This is a genomic window from Paenibacillus sp. FSL H7-0714 (genome assembly GCF_038003765.1).
GTDB lineage: Bacteria > Bacillota > Bacilli > Paenibacillales > Paenibacillaceae > Paenibacillus_AQ.
Map to the genome: position 1 here is coordinate 4,312,710 of NZ_JBBOPT010000001.1, position 17,035 is coordinate 4,329,744.

General features: G+C 44.9%; 13 protein-coding genes. 4 read left to right on the plus strand and 9 right to left on the minus strand.

Annotated elements, in window-relative coordinates; all coding sequences use genetic code 11:
- Positions 1 to 38 precede the first annotated feature (38 nt).
- Complete coding sequence (gene kduD / locus NST34_RS19265; RefSeq protein ID WP_042189303.1) at positions 39 to 797, plus strand: 2-dehydro-3-deoxy-D-gluconate 5-dehydrogenase KduD; 759 nt, start codon at positions 39 to 41, stop codon at positions 795 to 797.
- Between the two features lie 45 nt (positions 798 to 842).
- On the opposite strand, the gene NST34_RS19270 is transcribed toward kduD, so the two are convergent.
- Together NST34_RS19270 and NST34_RS19275 are read right to left on the minus strand one after the other, a co-directional pair.
- Positions 843 to 1,277 carry a DUF5301 domain-containing protein gene (locus NST34_RS19270; RefSeq protein ID WP_341128582.1) on the minus strand — a complete coding sequence of 145 codons (435 nt, stop codon included), beginning with the start codon at positions 1,275 to 1,277 and terminating at the stop codon, positions 843 to 845.
- A gap of 5 nt (positions 1,278 to 1,282) precedes the next feature.
- Positions 1,283 to 1,804 (minus strand): hypothetical protein, encoded by a 522-nt coding sequence (locus tag NST34_RS19275; protein ID WP_341062067.1) that lies wholly within the window; start codon positions 1,802 to 1,804, stop codon positions 1,283 to 1,285.
- Between the two features lie 142 nt (positions 1,805 to 1,946).
- On the opposite strand from NST34_RS19275, the gene NST34_RS19280 reads away from it, so the two are divergent.
- Both NST34_RS19280 and NST34_RS19285 read left to right on the plus strand, forming a co-directional pair.
- The gene (locus NST34_RS19280; protein WP_341128583.1) at positions 1,947 to 2,597 is read left to right on the plus strand and encodes an NUDIX hydrolase; all 651 of its coding nucleotides are present in this window, start codon (positions 1,947 to 1,949) and stop codon (positions 2,595 to 2,597) included.
- Positions 2,594 to 3,139: a GNAT family N-acetyltransferase gene (locus tag NST34_RS19285; protein ID WP_339796583.1), complete on the plus strand. Its 546-nt coding sequence runs from the start codon at positions 2,594 to 2,596 to the stop codon at positions 3,137 to 3,139. The genes NST34_RS19280 and NST34_RS19285 overlap by 4 nt, the downstream gene beginning before the upstream one ends.
- A 44-nt stretch (positions 3,140 to 3,183) precedes the next feature.
- Here NST34_RS19285 and NST34_RS19290 read toward each other — a convergent pair whose 3' ends face one another.
- Positions 3,184 to 5,259: a beta-galactosidase gene (locus NST34_RS19290; protein WP_341128584.1), complete on the minus strand. Its 2,076-nt coding sequence runs from the start codon at positions 5,257 to 5,259 to the stop codon at positions 3,184 to 3,186.
- A 282-nt stretch (positions 5,260 to 5,541) separates the two neighbouring features.
- On the opposite strand from NST34_RS19290, the gene NST34_RS19295 reads away from it, so the two are divergent.
- Positions 5,542 to 6,312 (plus strand): AraC family transcriptional regulator, encoded by a 771-nt coding sequence (locus NST34_RS19295; RefSeq protein WP_256716388.1) that lies wholly within the window; start codon positions 5,542 to 5,544, stop codon positions 6,310 to 6,312.
- Positions 6,313 to 6,361: 49 nt separating this feature from the next.
- On the opposite strand, the gene NST34_RS19300 is transcribed toward NST34_RS19295, so the two are convergent.
- The 6 genes from NST34_RS19300 to NST34_RS19325 all read right to left on the minus strand — a co-directional run bounded on the left by NST34_RS19300 (position 6,362) and on the right by NST34_RS19325 (position 16,863).
- Complete coding sequence (locus NST34_RS19300) at positions 6,362 to 6,913, minus strand: NADAR family protein (RefSeq protein ID WP_341124818.1); 552 nt, start codon at positions 6,911 to 6,913, stop codon at positions 6,362 to 6,364.
- Positions 6,910 to 7,803 (minus strand): NUDIX hydrolase, encoded by an 894-nt coding sequence (locus tag NST34_RS19305; RefSeq protein WP_341128585.1) that lies wholly within the window; start codon positions 7,801 to 7,803, stop codon positions 6,910 to 6,912. The genes NST34_RS19300 and NST34_RS19305 overlap by 4 nt, the downstream gene beginning before the upstream one ends.
- A 27-nt stretch (positions 7,804 to 7,830) precedes the next feature.
- Positions 7,831 to 8,841 carry an AAA family ATPase gene (locus tag NST34_RS19310; protein WP_076286218.1) on the minus strand — a complete coding sequence of 337 codons (1,011 nt, stop codon included), beginning with the start codon at positions 8,839 to 8,841 and terminating at the stop codon, positions 7,831 to 7,833.
- Positions 8,838 to 9,515 (minus strand): nicotinamide riboside transporter PnuC, encoded by a 678-nt coding sequence (pnuC, locus tag NST34_RS19315; protein WP_256721747.1) that lies wholly within the window; start codon positions 9,513 to 9,515, stop codon positions 8,838 to 8,840. The genes NST34_RS19310 and pnuC overlap by 4 nt, the downstream gene beginning before the upstream one ends.
- A 400-nt stretch (positions 9,516 to 9,915) precedes the next feature.
- A complete protein-coding gene (locus tag NST34_RS19320; protein WP_076300652.1) occupies positions 9,916 to 11,322 on the minus strand; it encodes an alpha-L-fucosidase in 1,407 nt (468 codons plus the stop codon).
- 96 nt (positions 11,323 to 11,418) lie between these two features.
- Entirely contained in the window at positions 11,419 to 16,863 is a 5,445-nt protein-coding gene (locus NST34_RS19325; protein WP_341128586.1) for a glycoside hydrolase domain-containing protein, read from the minus strand.
- Positions 16,864 to 17,035: the final 172 nt, after the last annotated feature.

Genomic DNA, 17,035 nt, shown 5'->3' on the forward strand with positions numbered 1-17,035 from the left:
GAATCAAATCCATTTAAATCAAAGGGGCGTAATTTATAATGTCATCATCATTATTCAGCTTGGCAGGTAAAACAGCACTCGTAACCGGTGCTGCTCAAGGTCTTGGACAAGGCATTGCCCTTGCCTTCGCAGAAGCAGGTGCGGATATTGCATCCGTATCGCTTAATACAAGTCAAGAAACCGTAAACGCCGCAAAAGCTTTTGGTGTAAAAGCGGTTAGCATCGAATCTGACTTAAGTGATCATAGCAACCTGCAAAACACATTTGACCAAGCACTTGAACTGACTGGTCATGTTGACATTCTCGTGAACTGTGCAGGAATGATCCGCCGTACTCCTGCAAAAGACCATAGTGAAAAAGACTGGTTCGATGTTATTAACCTGAACTTGAACACAGTGTTCCTTCTGTCTCAGATCGCTGGCCGCCACTTCCTGGAAAGAGGATCCGGCAAAATCATTAACATCGCTTCTATGCTCTCCTATCAAGGCGGAATCAATGTCCCTGGCTACACCGCGAGTAAGCACGGGGTTGCAGGTCTTACTAAAGCTTTTGCCAATGAATGGGCAGGCTCCGGTCTAAACATCAATGCGATTGCACCAGGCTACATGGCGACTGAAAATACAGCTCCGATCCGTGCTGACCAAAGTCGCTCGGATGCTATCTTAGATCGTATTCCAGCTGCACGTTGGGGAACGCCTGATGACCTTAAAGGCCCTGCTGTATTCTTAGCTTCCGCAGCTTCCGACTATTTGAATGGTCATATTCTTAATGTTGACGGCGGATGGATGGCTAGATAAATAACCTGAAATATTTAACCCGCTGCCTGTGGCAGCGGGTTATTTTTACTTAAACAAGCTTGTAATGGATTCCCCATCAAATTTACTAGTAATCTTAAAATTTCCAGAGTGATACTTACTATTACTAGATCGATCGCTGAAATACAAGTAATCTGTGCCATAGAGTGTCATTCCAAAGCGCTGATCTTTATTTACATATATTCTTATCCAATAGGTCTCCGCAGGTCGTTCTGATGCATCACTTCTTTTTAATTTCACGTCAGAAAACTCATGTATGATCTTTTCAATTTCTTTCAGGTCATCCACTTTAATTTCTTGTTCATTAGAACTCTTAAGAACTCTAATGGAGGTGATTTGAGTAGCATCGATTCGATCCAGTACAAGATTTTGAAATGAATTATAACTGTGATATAAGGGAACTCCATAAAGAAGCAGATTTATTACTATAAGAAACAATAAAAATAATTTACTTTTTTTCATAATTATTAGCCTTCTATCTCCACAAATTCTCCCGGATGTGCCCGAATATACTCGCCAATCAACCTGTGGCTATCTTCGGCTATGTTCTTAAATCGTTCAAATAAACCACTCATCTCATTCAACAACTCAGGATCTCGATCGAGATCCGTGATGGTAGCATCAACCCACTGTATTCCAAGTCGATTGTTTCTTTCTTCGAGAAATGCCTTTGTTTCCTGAAGCAAAAGAATCATCGGATCATCGCCAAAAAATCGTATGCCTCCCATCACCCCTGTCCAATACCCCGGCAGGTCTTGCATGTAAGAAATCCAAGCATAATACTCCCCTTCGGAATTACGGCTGTGATCATGCATTACTCTGAACATACAAAGTGCTTTCTGTCCATCTGTGAGCTTTGAGATCACTTCGGATTTGATCGATGGTGATTTTGCGCGAATCTGCTGAAAGGTAGGCTCCATACAGGCCCATCCTAATCTTTCATCACTTAAAGTGTCCAAATCCTTCTGCTTCATGGTTACTAAATTCATTTAACTCCTCCTTTGATTAACATCCAAAAATATACATTTCATTCTAGCGGTTGTCAATAAGAACCTCCCTAACATTTAGGGTAATTCGAACGTTTTTATGATAGGCTTTAGAAAGAAGAAATCATCACAAAGGAGCTTTTCTATGCATAATGAGATACTTACCATTTTTGATGAAGCAGGCAACCGAACAGGTACGGCTCCTCGTGAAGAGGTACATCGGTTAGGACATTGGCATGAGACTTTCCACTGCTGGTTTATAAGCAAAGATCAGGAAATACCCTATATCTATTTACAACTTCGGAGTGAACAGAAACAAGATTACGCGGGACTACTGGACATCACGGCAGCCGGACATTTGCTGGCAAACGAAACTGTAGAAGATGGAACACGCGAGGTTCATGAAGAGCTCGGACTGGATTTATCCTTAAAAGACCTGATCCCGCTAGGGACAATTCCTTATAGTATGAAAAAAGAAAAACTTATCGATAATGAACGAGCGCATGTCTTTGTTTATAACAATCCCTATCGTCTAGAAGATTTTCAGCTACAAAAAGAAGAGGTCGCCGGCATTGTCAAAGCTAAGTTCTCTGATTTCCGCAGATTTTGGCAGGGAGAAATACATAGTCTACAAGTCAACGGTTTTCAAATCGATCCGCATGGACATAGAATTACCATTGAGCAGGATGTAGACAAGACCCATTTTGTACCCCATGAAGTGGGTTATTATACTCGTATTATAGAGGGTATCGAAGCTATATTTCTAAAATCACTAGTAGTAACGGAGGACAAATGATTATTGATCAACGAACATTTACCGTGAAAGGCATCCATTACACCATAAGATCTGCAATCACTACGGATGCTATGACATTGTCCAAATTAAGAGTACAAATTGATGGTGAGACCGAGAATTTAGACAGAGAACCAGGGGAGGCTTTTATAGACGAAATAGGGTTTCAGCAGCTTATTCTATCTGATTCAGAGAAACTAAGAAACTTATTTCTAATCGCGGTAGTTAATAATCAAATCGTTGGGTTCTCTAGATGCGAAGGCCATTCATTAGCAAGATTCGCTCATAAAGTCGAGTTCGGAGTATGTGTGCTGCAGAATTATTGGGGTTATGGAATTGGAAAGAATCTTTTAGCAGAATCTATTGCTTGGGCCGACGCTAACGGTATCCAAAAAATCACTTTAAATGTCCTCGAAACGAACGACAAAGCTATCACCCTTTATCAGAAGCTTGGCTTTGAGATCGAGGGAATATTAAAAAATGATAAGATTCTTGCTGACGGAAAATTCTATAACACTATTATGATGGGACGATTTATGGATTGATAGTAAAAAGGCAGAACCTGAATCCCTCAGGTCCTGCCTTCTTTTTATACTAACGATTTACGCTTCAACATTGCGAGATCATTTACAGCTAGATTTAACACAGACGGAGCAGCAGTGCCTGAGCACAAATCCGTATAATCCGCTCCATCTAATTGTACCGCTTGCGGACTGCCGCTGTAGTTTTGCACAAAAATATAATCACTCTCTCCATCCGTACGAAGCTGCGCTGTCACACCAGTTGGAAGCTCACTATCAAGCGCACGAGTAATTCCCGCTTTTGCAGTGATTGCAGCATACAATTCAACGTAGAAAGAGGCATCTTTTACACGAGTAGCGAGATGATACGCATTTCCTTCACCGAAACGATTTACCGTAAGCGCTGGACGGCCAGCATAGAAATCGCTGCGATAAGTGCCTAATGCTTCCGCACCTTCCAAGTGGATCAGCTCAGCAATTTCATGCGCATCATAATCTCCACTAAGCTTAAGTACATTGCTCGCCTGCATTACAACACCATTCAAATCACGGCTATGCAGCCCTTCGGTCTCTTCTGCCCAAATGCCGAGCGTTCTACGTAGCGGTCCTGGGAATCCACCCAAATGACATAAATCCGTTTCGTTAACGACACCAGACCAATAGGTTGCAAGGAAAGTTCCGCCTTGCTCAACAAACTTCTCGATACGCTTTCCATTCTCTTCACTGATCAGATATAACATAGGTGCGATCACCAGCTTGTAAGCGGACAGATCATCCCCCGATCCGATCATATCAACTGGAATGCCTAGCTCCCAAAGGGCACGATAATGCTGTAGTACAGTCTCCTCATAACGCAATCCGGAATTACGAATGCCTTGCGCATCCTTGATCGCCCAGCGGTTGTCCCAATCGAAAATAATCGCTGTTTTTACTGGAGTTGATGTACCTACTACTTCTGTCATTCCCGCCAGCGTCTTTCCTACCTCTGTAACGTCTTTAAACACACGAGTCTCGGAGTGGCCGCTATGGTCAACAACTGCACCGTGGAACTTCTCACTAGAGCCCCGGCTTTTACGCCATTGGAAATATTGTACAGAATCCGAACCATGTGCTACCGCTTGAAGCGAAGACAGCTTGTGCATACCAGGACGCTTCAGCTTACTGACCGATTGCCAGTTCGTAAGAGATGGCGTGCTTTCCATGAGGAGGAACGGTTTCTTTTTAAAAGAACGCATTAAATCGTAGTGCATTGCCGTCCATGCCGCTAATCTAGCATCGTCACCGTCTTCAGTATAATGCCATTCTGGATAAGCATCCCATGAGACAACATCCAGAATTTTGGCTAGTTCGCGATAATCAATGCCATCGATCATATGCATATTCGTCGTAATTGGCAACGCTGGATTGTATGGGCGAACAGTATTGATCTCATGCTGACAGAAATCAATCGTCCGTTCGCTGACAAACCGCCGCCAGTCGAGATTCAAGCCATGTACTTGCGTCTCTCCATGTGGAGCCGGGGATTCAATCTGTGTCCATGAAGTGTAGGTATGACTCCAAAAAGTAGCCCACCAAGCATGATTCACCTCATCCAGACTGTTATTGTATTTGACCTTTAACCAATCTCTAAAAGCATTCTGACAAAGATCACAGTGACATTCGCCACCGAACTCATTCGAAATATGCCAACCGATAACCGCAGGATGCTGGCTATAACGTTCTGCTAGCTTCGCATTTAAAATCGCAGTCTTTTCCCGATACACAGGCGAGGTGAAGCAATGATTATGACGGAAGCCATGTAAATTGTGAACACGATTACGTTCCACTCTTAGAACTTCAGGGTACTTCTCAGACATCCAAGCAGGTCGTGCTCCACTAGGAGTTGCCAGGAAAGCATAAATCCCATTCTCTGCAAAAGAATCCAAAACACTATCGAGCCAATCGAAAGTGAACACACCTTCTTCAGGCTCTAGGGATACCCAAGAAAAAATCCCGACAGACATCACATTGCAATTCGCAAGCTTCATCAGACGAATATCCTCACGCAAAATTTCTGGGTACTTCAGCCATTGCTCAGGATTATAATCGGCACCGTGCAGCATCACTGGAGCTTTGCTGCTAATCGGGGAGTGTTTTTTAGTCATAATGTAAGATCATCCTCTCAATTCTGCCCATTTCTTAAATGGGACTATTCTCTGATGAGACGCTAGATGCTTAAGCTATCAAATTCACGAATCATCATTTATACTATTTATAATATAAGAAAATTCATACCGATCAGTAGGAATATACTCTCGAAGTGATAGTACAAAATGAATATGAGGTGAATCATCCTGCTTCCTTTTTCACTGATAGAACTACCGCGCGACGCTGAGACGCTTCCCTTATATCCCTACTCTGTAGGTCGTCATATACAATTTCATCATGTGCGCCCTACAGGTTTTCCTGTTCATCAAGTTTTTCTGATTCGTACCGGAACTGGGTTGTTTCGTGATCTGGAGACCGGTTCTGAAACCATACTAGAACCTGGAATGGCTTTCGCCTTCCCACCGGATCGAGGACACGAATATTATCCTACCTCACATGAACCATGGCATGTGGGTTTCATCGGAATCGAAGGGAGTCAATCGCAAGGAATGCTGGAGGGGATTGGCCTTCTCCCTTCTCTCCCCTATCATCCTGCTCGTTTTGAACAATGTTGGGAGGAAATCGGAAAGATCTGGCATACGCAGACGGCTAGTCGTCAAGACGAGCAAGGGATGGAGGATCTATCTATAACCCTATATCGATTACTTCTGATGTTACGTCGTTCTGAATCCATACACTCCTCAGGCAGTCGTTTAGAACTTGAGTCTGTGCGTAATGAAGCGTTGGCTAAAGCGGTTGAACTTATTAACGAACATTATACTGAGCCACTCCTTATCTCCAATCTAGCAGCTGCTGTGGGGTATTCCGTTCAGCATTTCCAGCGTCTATTCGTACAGGAATATGCCGTAACTCCACATAAATATCTACAGAATCTGCGACTAGAACGTGCGATACAGTTAATGACAGAGAATGCTGATATTCTCGTTCAGGATATTGCGATTCAACTGGGAATGGAGACGAATTATTTTATCCGAATCTTCCGAAATACTTATGGCTGTACACCTGGGGTGATGAAGCTTCGGCTTTTAGAGGGTGAACAAAAAAGATAACGAAATCCAAAGGGATATCGTTATCTTTTCATTTAAATATAGGATGAAGTTAATCCCGTAGCAATTCGTCCCTCACTTCGGTCAGCACGAATCCAAGTAGATTCCTACCCCGCCATTTTATAGGATTCTCCGCATCCGGATTGGACTGGCTCATGCCTATTCCCCAAATGCGATCCTGTGGGCTAGCTTCGACGAGAATACGGTTTTTCGTTGACTTGAGGTATTCGCCAAGCTTCGGATTCTGCGAAAATTTGGCTATATTTCCTCTTTTGACAATGTCATAGCATTCTTTATCCCAAGTGTCATTTTCGAAGTTTCTTACTGCACGCCCGTAGGCTTTCATCTCCTTGGGATGCTTAGCTTTAAGGATCGCGTCCAACATATCGTCATCTCCAAACAGTCTTGCTTTCTCGGACATCATAAACTGCTCGACACAGGAATACTCGATCCCCTCTACCACGAAAGGACTCATCCACCATTGGCTGAAGCAGCTTTTGTCGACGCCGTCGTGCTTTGGCGGTGTATGGCCCCAGAAGAACACAAACTTGAACGTTTTGCCCGCGATATAAGCTTTTCTTAACTGCTCTATATTGTATATCATTGATATTCCTCCATATTTCTCCGATATAAGCGGGAAGGACGGTGTCCCGCATTTTCAGTATAATGATCGGTCTCCACTACGAGATCCGCTACTTTACGCCGGAATGCGGCTTTCAGCAGCTCTTTGTCTAAGATCACCTCATAAACCTGCTGTAGATCCGTCAAAGTGAAGAGACCCGGCATCAAGTTTAGCGCAATATCGGTGTAATTCACTTTTCCCCGCAGTCTCTCAATAGCGCAAGCTATAATCTTCGCATGATCAAAAGCCAATCCGTCATTTGATACAATGGAGTATGCGGTTGACGTAGAGGCCGACTTTGATGTCATCGTCCGACCCACAACTGCCGTAAACTCTTCTTCATCGCTACTTAGCTTGAGCTCGTATTCCTTCGTTTTCACATACCCATCCTCAATAATCTCTTTCCGCTCGCGCAGAAGCCGATAGGTTACCTTGAACCAGGCAGCATGGACAGCGTCATCTCCTGCTTTCAGCTGTACCTGATCACTGTTGATTAAGGCCATGTAGCTACAGCTCATCACCCAGGTACGAGGGTCCCTTCCAACATCGCTGAAGGTGTACAACTGCTCCAAATAAACGTCATCCACACCGGTTTCCTCACTCAGCTCCCTCACCGCCGCCTGCTCTGTCGTCTCGTCCGGCCGGACGAAACCGCCTGGAAGTGCCCAATTGCCCAGGAACGGGTGACCTCCCCGCTGAATGAGCAGAATTCGCAGCTCTTTTTCCGGAAGCTTGCGGTAGCTGTCCGCCTCCGTGTTCGTAACGGTGAAAATGACCATGTCCGCCGCCACCGAAGGCCGCTCGAAATCCCCGACATGGTACTGCTCTAAAAATTGACGTTCCGTAAGTCCATCGCGATCCAACATATTCATGTATCCTTGCCTCCTTTGTTCTTTATTCTAGCCATTCAACTCTCCGAAATAATTCCGGTAGGGCTCGAACTTTGCCAAGACCTCACTTACTTTGTGCATTCGTTCCTCTAGGTTTCCTCGTAACGTGATATAGGGAATCCGCCGCTCTTTCAAATCGGCAATGATTTGCTTATGAAAAATATGACGCTTCTGATCCCCGCTACGGTCCCATGTATTCTCATAAGGAATATCATCGTCACACAGGAAAAACAGATCGTAGCGCTGCGCGTTTTCTAATGCGATCCGGGCTAAGCATTCAGGGGCCCGGCCGTGGTAATCCAAAGCAAACATATATGTGGTAATTGCATTGGTATCGACAAAGAGATATCGGTTAGCTTCCAGCATCGCCTGCTCCTCACGTTCGATATGGCCCAAAGCGATCTCATCGAACGCTTCTAGGCTGATTCTACGATCCACTTGATGCTCGGTCCAGTAATCACGCCCATATTCGCTCGCAAAGGTTGTGCGATACCGCTGCGCCAGCGCTTCGGTGATTGTAGATTTTCCAGTCGACATCGCTCCCACAAAAACCACTTTCGTGATTAACCCCCTATACACGACATCACTTACAAATCTGCGATATTTATAAGGGTCGGCACGTACCATCGTGGCCGAAATCGGCACCCGCTCACGGGCTTCATCCACCCGCCGGTCCGCCGCTCCTAATGCGACACTCATATGCTCACCGTAAAACTCACTAGAGTAAAAATGCGTCACTTGCTCGCCCTTCAACAGCCCTAAAATATACTGCTCCTCTCGAATCTCATGCTCCCGATCGTTCGAATACCCGTCTGGACCGTCCCAAGCTTCGATTACCCGGACCGTCGGATAGAGCTTGCGGATCCAGTTCGCCCGGATATGAAGCGGAATCGGGGTCACCGTCGTTTCGTAGATTACCACAATCAATTCGTCGACCTCTTGCAACGCGGTCTCGATCATGAATTGATGTCCTTTATGCAACGGGGCAAACTTCCCCAGCGTTAATCCAAGCGTCTTCATACCGATACCTCCTTAGCCCCTTTATTCCAATTGTAATAGCCATATGCCGCGTTAATCAGATACGCACTCCACATGACGATCATTAGCACCCCTTCGCTACTGCCTTCTAGCATCCGAATTACCCACAGCAGCACCGTAAACATATTCAAAACAATGTAGACCAGCCATTGTTCCTTAAATCTTCTGACCATTAAAAAGGTAGCCACAATGGATAATACCGTTGTAATAGCATCTATATAAGGTGAGTTCTGCCCTGGGATGAACGATAGCCCGATTCCCAGTAACAGGCAGCCTATTACGCAGACCGCTCCAACAAGGAACAGCCACTTAAGATCCATCTGTCGCATGGATAGCTTGCCGTCTTGGCGGTTGTTTTTCCACATATAGAAGCCAATGACATTCATAGGTACAAAGAATAACAAATTCAGCATGACCTCTCCAAACAAACCGTTTATATAAGCCAAGTACGCGTAACCAACGGTATTGTACATTCCGAAAACATAACTCATCAGGTTTCCTTTCGCCGCGAGCACCACACACAGCACCCCGGTCATAAAGACCGTAAATCCAAATAAGGAATCTTTAGAAATAACCGTAAACGCAACAGCAATAGAGGTAAATAAAACTAGCCAGACGATTTCAAACAGATTCCAACCACCCCATGTTTTATCCACTTTCATCCGCTCCCTTTCATTAAATCCCCTAATCTTCACCATTCAGTTTATTGTTAGTAACTTTTTGATAATAACAACTTGTTAATATCAAATATAGCAAAAAGGCGAGGAAGATGCAATAAAAAGGTGAGAATAATTTCCAACTTAAGTCTAGCCCCAGTCCATGATCGGTATCCTCTTCCTTAGCATAAGCCTATTTCTATAATCAGCTAACGGTACTTATTCTTGACAATGATTTCTGGCAAGAATATACGCTGACAAAGGAAAAAACCCGCGATTTACGCGGGTTCGCGTTCGAACATGTATTTGTCATCCGGCTACTTCTTCTTCTCACCTCTGCGCTCGCATTATTGCCCACAGACCCCATCGTATAATAACTTAAAGCTAAGAATCTTATCGTTCACTTTGCCTCCTCGCCCTTCTGCATGCGGAAAACATGGGCGATCGGAGCCTGCCCGTTCAATTCGCAATCCGGAAGTGTGATCGAGATTCCTTCCGGCGTACGCTCAACCTGCAGCAAAGCGTCGCTTCCGACAAGTTCGATGCCTGAAACGGGCTCCTTATAAGGAATATGAACGAGCTTAGCTACGGCTTGATCTGCGCTTTCATACAAGTACGTACAGTATACGGTATTTCCTTTCGAGGTGAACGCGCAGGAACCGGCAAAATACGGTCCGCACACGCGTGTGCCGTATACCGCTTCACCGTAAACCTTCATCCATCCGCCCAGCTCATTGATACTCTTAACCGCCCCAGCCGGCAATCGTCCGTCGGGTTGAGGACCTACGTTAAGCGCCAAATTGCCGCCTTTGGATACGACTTCCATCAGAATGCGAACGAGCTCTCTCCCCGATTTATACTGGTCATCGTATTTGAAAGCCCACTGTGTGCCGATCGTAATGCAGCTTTCCCACGGTACGTTCAGCGGACGCTCCGGAATCGTTTGCTCCGGCGTCACGTAATTTTCGTAAGGCCCTCCGACTGTACGATCCGCGGATAACAGCCACGGCTGCGTTTGACGGGCGCGCTCGACAACCTCGCCCAATCGAATGTCCTGCTTTACCTGATCACTATCTTTAACCCAGCCCGCATCCAGCCACAAAATATCGATCCGGCCGTAACGGCTCATCAGCTCCATGATTTGCTCATGGGTGAAATCGACGAATTGCTCCCACAGCCACGGATATTCCTCGGGGGAGTACGAAGGCCCTCTCCACGTATTGCTGCCCCGTTCCATTCCTGGCGCCCAGTAATACGGCGATTGCCAATCCGCCTTCGAGAAATATGCGGCGATCGCAAGCCCCTTGCTGCGGAAAGCGTCAAACACATGCTTGCAAACGTCGGCATAGCGATGTGCATGAAACGGCGTTTCGGAGCCAGTAATTCGGTAATTCGTCGTATGTGTGTCCCACATGCAATATCCGTCGTGATGCTTGGTCGTGAAAATCAAATATTTGAACCCGCCTTCGGCAGCGATTTCCGCCCATAGCTCCGGCTGGAAGCGGAACGGATTGAACGTGCGGTTGAGTCCGAAATATTCGCGCTTCATCTCTTCGTAGTCGCTCGTCCAATCGACATCTTTACGCGCCCAATCACCATCTTCGTCGCTGAGAATCCAGGACTCAACCTCAATCTGCGAATAAGGTCCCCAATGCATCATTAGGGCCAATTTCTGATCCTTGAACCATTCCAACCTTTCCAGCGTAATTGGATTTTCCGGCTTCACCCAATTCGTCTCGCTGCTGTAACCGTGGACGCCTTCTTTCAGTTCCGCCACATCTGCTTGCTGAAGTTCCTTGATTTCCATATCGTTCATCGGGTTGCCTCCTTCGGTTCTCCGCGTCACATCAAAGTAAAATTATTAATTGTAAACCCCAAATATAGAAATTGGGGGTTTACCCGGCTAGTGTATAACTCTATTGAGCAAAGCTGCTGCTTCTGCACGGGAAGTGATCCCGCTCGGAACGAATTTGTTTGCTTCTCGACCGTTAATTAAATGAAGTGCCGCCGCCGCTCTTACTGACTCAAGCGCCCAGATTGCCACAGCGGATTCGTCGGTAAAGGAAGAAGCCGTTTTTCCGTTCAACTCGACGTCTTTCAAGATAACATACGCCCGCATCAGCATAGTGACTATTTCTTCGCGTTTGATGCTAGCATCGGGATTGAAAGACGTTGTGCTAATTCCTTTAATAATGCCTGCTTTGACCGCCATGGAAACAGCTCCCTCGTACCAGGCACCCTTCGATACATCCGTAAATTTCGATTCGCCCACTGATGTCAGGTTCAACGCTTTGACAAGCATCGCCGTAAATTCGGCCCGTGTTATAGAACGCTCTGGCTCGAACATTGCCGCGCTAGTGCCTTCAATAAATTGCTTCGCTGCTAGCTGTTCGATCGCATCGGCCGCCCAGTGAGTGGACTTAACATCGGTAAATAATTTCTTGAATTCGAGCACCGCATATTTACTGAAATGGTGAATATCGGCCACCCATTCTCCGTGTATAAACGTGCCTCGCACATATTCCAGCGTACCGTTGTCTGCCAAATAGTAAATGCCAGTCAGATTCGGATTTAAGGAAGGATCCGCTTTAAATCGAATCGTCATCGGTTTATCGAAGCTGTTCAAGCTTGTCACTTTACCATCTTTTCCGACAATCGATAAGCTAAAATTGATCACATTGCCGGAAATTTTAATATTTGCATGCGTGGAAGACTGCCTTATCGCTAGAAGGTTGTTAGCATCAGATTTGGATAAGAGAGTCATGATTAACTCTATCGTACTGTCTCGTTTAGCTTCTGCGGAGTATTTATCCGTCAACTGTTTAAGTAATTCAGCAGGGACCTCCAATGTGAATGAACCCGTTTGAATGACTAATGGATGTAGTCCAAGCAGTTCGGCTGCATTGGCAGGAAGTACAATTTTCTCTTTATCTTTGGCAACAATCGTCACGACTCCGTTGGAGGCTGGAGTGGTAAGGTCCTCCGATTTCACTACAAGTGTATGAGCATCGGTATTCCCATTGACTGTACCACCGGTAGAAGGAATACTACTTTTCTCACCACTCGTCGGAGGATTACTATTTTCGCCACCTGTCACCTTTTGCTTAAATGTAACATTGATCATATGATCGGCAGTTATGTTAGTAACCGTATACACGTTTTCGGTCACCGACACGGCGGTACCGTCTAACAGTACCTCGTCGACTTCGTATCCATTATTCGGATTAAATGTAAAGGTTTGATCATTACCCTCATTGACTACAACGGCGCCGTTCGGACTGATCGTTCCATTTTCCCCCGCACTCGCCGTGATCGTCTTACTGTTCTCGCCACCTGTCTCTTTTTGCTTAAACGTAACATTGATCGTATGGTCGGCGGTTATGTTAGTAACCGTATACACGCTTCCGGTCACCGACACGGCGGTACCGTCTAACAATACCTCGTCGACTTCGTATCCATTGTTCGGATTGAAGGTAAAGGTTTGATCATCACCCTCATTGACTACAACGGCGCCGTTTGGACTGATCGTTCCGTTGTCCCCCGCGCTCGCCGTAATCGTATTACTGCTCTCGCCAATTTCTCCGTTCTCCGCGAGATTATAGAGCTCAAGCTCATACATAGCGTACATACCCCATGTCGTATAGTTCGCATCGTTGATCTTTATTCTGAGCTTAAGCGCATCTCGTACTTCAGGAATATTGGCAAAGGTATGCTCCATAACGCCGTCATCTTTGCTGCTTTTCCATTGGATGGGTACCCCCTGTGCTATGGTTTCAAAGTTTATTCCGTCTGTAGAAGCCTGAACATCGATATTGGAAATACCCTGAATTAAACCAGATGTCGTAGCCATGACGATGGTGTTAAAGGTTTGCGGTTGTTCCCAAGTAAGATTAATCTCATGCGGAAACGGATGTTCGGTATTGTAGCCTCGCGAACTCGCGAACATGGTATAAATAATACCGTCAACCATTTTTTTGGCACTATAGTCCTCGCCTTCACGTTCTGCCGTTGCTGTAATCTCAGAATAGCTTCTGGCAATATTGGTACCTAGCCCATCCTCATTTCCTTTGAGAAAATTTAACGTGTAGAGCTTTGTAGTTGTCCCGTCGCTTGCAGTGGACCTGATATGAATTACGCTTTTTCCAAATGGAATGTCAAAAGTCTGCGCTGTGTTATTGGCGACAGTCTTTCCGTTGACCTGCAAGGTACCCGCTCCGTCCGAAAGTGTTGGCGTTATCTCGATGGAGTTTAGATCATTCGGGATCATTACTGAGTAGGTCATCGTACTATTGTCAAATGTAAAAGTAGGAACATTAGGGATTGTTAAATTACTAAGCGTTCCGTCTGCTGTAGGGGAAATCTCTCCGTTGTCTGGAAGATTATAAAGCTCAAGCTCATATAGCGCGTATATGCCCCAATACGTATTGTTAGCGTCATTGACCCGTATTCTCAGCTTCAGTGCGTCATTAACTGTAGGGATATTCGCATATGCGTATTCCATCTTGTTGTCGTCTGTGCTGCTAAACCATTGAATCGGTACCCTCTTTGCAAAGGTGGTCCAATTCGTTCCATCTGATGTAGCCTCAATATCAATATCCGTTATCCCCTGTAATAAGCCTGATGGCGTGGCCATGACCATCGTATTAAAGGTCTTTTGTTGAGTCCAAGTCAGATTGATCTCATGTGGGAATGGCACAATGCTCGTATACCCGCTTATACTAGCAAACATGGAACCGTAACTTCCATCAACCATATTAGCCACACCATAGCCACTGCTGCCTCCCCTATCAGCTGTTGCTGTAATCGCTGAATAACTTCTCGCAATATTGGTGGTCGGTTGATTTACATTGCCTTTGAGAAAGTTTAAAGTATACATTCTCGAGGTTTCCCCATCACTTGCGGTAGAGCGAATAAGGATCTTACTTTTGCCAGTAGGGATGTTGAATGTAAGCCTCTCACCGCTGCGGTAAGGTAACCCGTTGATTTCCAGGGTGCCATTTGCATCCGTAAGTGTTGGCGTAATCGTGATCACATCTACATCGCTCGGAATAATGGCCTGGTAATTGATATTGTTTTTATTAAAAATAACCGACGGCATGTTAGTCATTTCCAAACTTTGCAGCGTTCCGTCATAGAGCTCCTGTCCTTCATACATGCTTACTCTGAAGCCGTCAACGAATAGGTTTTTGTTCTCCAGATTCACTACCTTGATCGTATGCTTGCCTGCTGACAAGTTATGATTGCTGTATACCGATATCGAATCGAGTTGAACTTTTTCATATAGGTCTATAATTACTGGCGCGGAATCGTCGATGGATACGGAAATTTTACCAGAGCCTTCATTTTTCTCCGCGATAAGATCGATGCCAGCCCCTGTAAAAGTATAGGTCAATTCATCATCCGCTTTTAACGTGCCTTGAACGCCTCCCATATAAGCGTATTTCCGGCTTTTTGCAAACCATTCACCATCAAAAGTGATCTCACCGGTCGCGTTATCGGTCATGTAAGTCATAGGTACAGCCTGCCCATCGTAGGGACTAGTTGGCACAGGAATTTCACCCAATGTTTCTCCGGCCGCCGCTTTAACCAGATAATCATGAAGCTTGCTGATATATTCATTATCCAGGGTATATTTTCTCGGATCAGACGGGTTAACAGCGCTATCTACTATACGTTTTGCAAGCCCAGGATTGGTTTGCTTGAGTTGGTGCATCAGTTCGTATTCCTCAAGTCCGTCTCTTTGGGCCTCGTAACGCAGTGAGCTCTTAACCGTCATATGTTCCTTGTCTGGATATACGATCGTAGAATCTCCATAATGAGGGACATACCATACGTTCCATCCCCAATGTAAGTGTCCTTGTACACCTTCTTGACTAAGATTCCAGAATAACAGTCTGCCAGTCAATATGGGCTGCGTCCAGAATCTGTTCAACCACGGAGCCGGATTCGCATCGCAAGTATACACCCATAAGTCTTTGCCTGCCGCCTGCTCCGCTTTATAGAGACTTTTCTTGTCCTCGAAAACTGGGGTTAACGGGACCCACACATCCACATAAGGTTTGATTGTATCGTTCATTAGAGTACCGGCCGCATCAGCATCCAAAGTCTTGAAATCCGGAACGACCTCTTTTATTTTTCTAGCGATATAGGTCATATAGTTTGTAATGCTCGAACCGTTAGGTTCGTCCTTAGTATGCTGATACCAAGTAATACCATTAAGCCAACCTTTTTCCTCTAAATGATCGTGCAATGCTGTCAAGTAGTTCGTAAGATAAGCGTCTGTAACAGGTAGTGAATCGAATTCAGGTACCGACGTTTTCCACGGATCTTGTGGATTATTATTGTTTGGTCTCTCACTTTGTGGCATTTGTTCTAACGCATGGATCAAGTGTATGTTCGCAAAATGAGTAATTCCTCGATCCATAAAGGTTTGAACATATCGATCGAACAAAGACCAGTCGATATTCTCCGGTATCCCGTCTTTAAAAGACACCATTTTTGTACCCTTTTCATTTAATAATAAGTCTGTACGAACCCAAATCATGTTCTGGCGATAGTCGGTCATGGTCTTGGCGAAATTATCCATAAGCTCAAACCACTCATCGCTATACGTCTCCACTCCATAATAGTTCTCGCCAACGTCATAACTAGACTGAGTTAAAGGATCATCTACAATCTCAGGTGGATTACCTCCAATCATAAAACCATTCGTCATCGACCATTGATAATTAACGAAATTAGCCTCATAGGTTGGAGGGATTGCAGCGTTAGCAACTTCAACGTTAATAGGTACTTGATAATCGCCCAAAGTTGATTTCACCGTAACTATACCGAAATAGAGGCCAGGAACAGCATCGGCAGGGACATAATTCGTAATTAAGATGGGCTGAGTTGAATTTGCTGCTACATTTATAGAGGTATCATTCGAAAGCGGGTCGGGAATTTCGGATAAGGGGTAGATTTGCGTGCCTACCAAATCCGGTCGATATTGATTGGGCTGCACGGTATCCTCAAGCATGTATTCTTCAAAATGATAGCTTAAGTTGCTGTTTGAGATCGTATTTCCAGGAGATACAAGATCGGAAAATTCAATTTCTGTAATCTTAAAATCGCTTGTGCCTCTTACAGCAATTTGCTCACTTTCGTATTCGTTTTTGGCTGAAACAAGATCAATGCTGTTTCCAGCATTTGCGGGAATCGTGCTGGTCCTATATACGGCTTTCAATGCATTTTCCACCCACACGTCCAGGTTGTTACTTTCAGCATGGACACTAGGCGCATTGCCCTGGAAAAATGTACTTACTAGAATCATGAAACAGATCATTGTATACATTGTCCGTTTGAACATAGATCAACCATCCTTTCATATTCATTTAATTTTAGAACACATTTAAAGCGCTCACATTATGCATTATAATCTCAATTGAAGTCTTGCTAAATAAGAGTATTTTTTGAAATCTAACAGATTTCGATTGTAAACAAAAAAAGGGCCATGCTTTTATGAGCATTGGCCCTTATGT

Bases quoted from the DNA above. Each gene is read 5' to 3' on its own strand.
- kduD (WP_042189303.1), top strand. From the start codon at position 39: ATGTCATCATCATTATTCAGCTTGGCAGGTAAAACAGCACTCGTAACC.
- NST34_RS19270 (WP_341128582.1), bottom strand. From the start codon at position 1,277: ATGAAAAAAAGTAAATTATTTTTATTGTTTCTTATAGTAATAAATCTG.
- NST34_RS19275 (WP_341062067.1), bottom strand. From the start codon at position 1,804: ATGAATTTAGTAACCATGAAGCAGAAGGATTTGGACACTTTAAGTGAT.
- NST34_RS19280 (WP_341128583.1), top strand. From the start codon at position 1,947: ATGCATAATGAGATACTTACCATTTTTGATGAAGCAGGCAACCGAACA.
- NST34_RS19285 (WP_339796583.1), top strand. From the start codon at position 2,594: ATGATTATTGATCAACGAACATTTACCGTGAAAGGCATCCATTACACC.
- NST34_RS19290 (WP_341128584.1), bottom strand. From the start codon at position 5,259: ATGACTAAAAAACACTCCCCGATTAGCAGCAAAGCTCCAGTGATGCTG.
- NST34_RS19300 (WP_341124818.1), bottom strand. From the start codon at position 6,913: ATGATATACAATATAGAGCAGTTAAGAAAAGCTTATATCGCGGGCAAA.
- NST34_RS19305 (WP_341128585.1), bottom strand. From the start codon at position 7,803: ATGAATATGTTGGATCGCGATGGACTTACGGAACGTCAATTTTTAGAG.
- NST34_RS19310 (WP_076286218.1), bottom strand. From the start codon at position 8,841: ATGAAGACGCTTGGATTAACGCTGGGGAAGTTTGCCCCGTTGCATAAA.
- NST34_RS19320 (WP_076300652.1), bottom strand. From the start codon at position 11,322: ATGGAAATCAAGGAACTTCAGCAAGCAGATGTGGCGGAACTGAAAGAA.
- NST34_RS19325 (WP_341128586.1), bottom strand. From the start codon at position 16,863: ATGTTCAAACGGACAATGTATACAATGATCTGTTTCATGATTCTAGTA.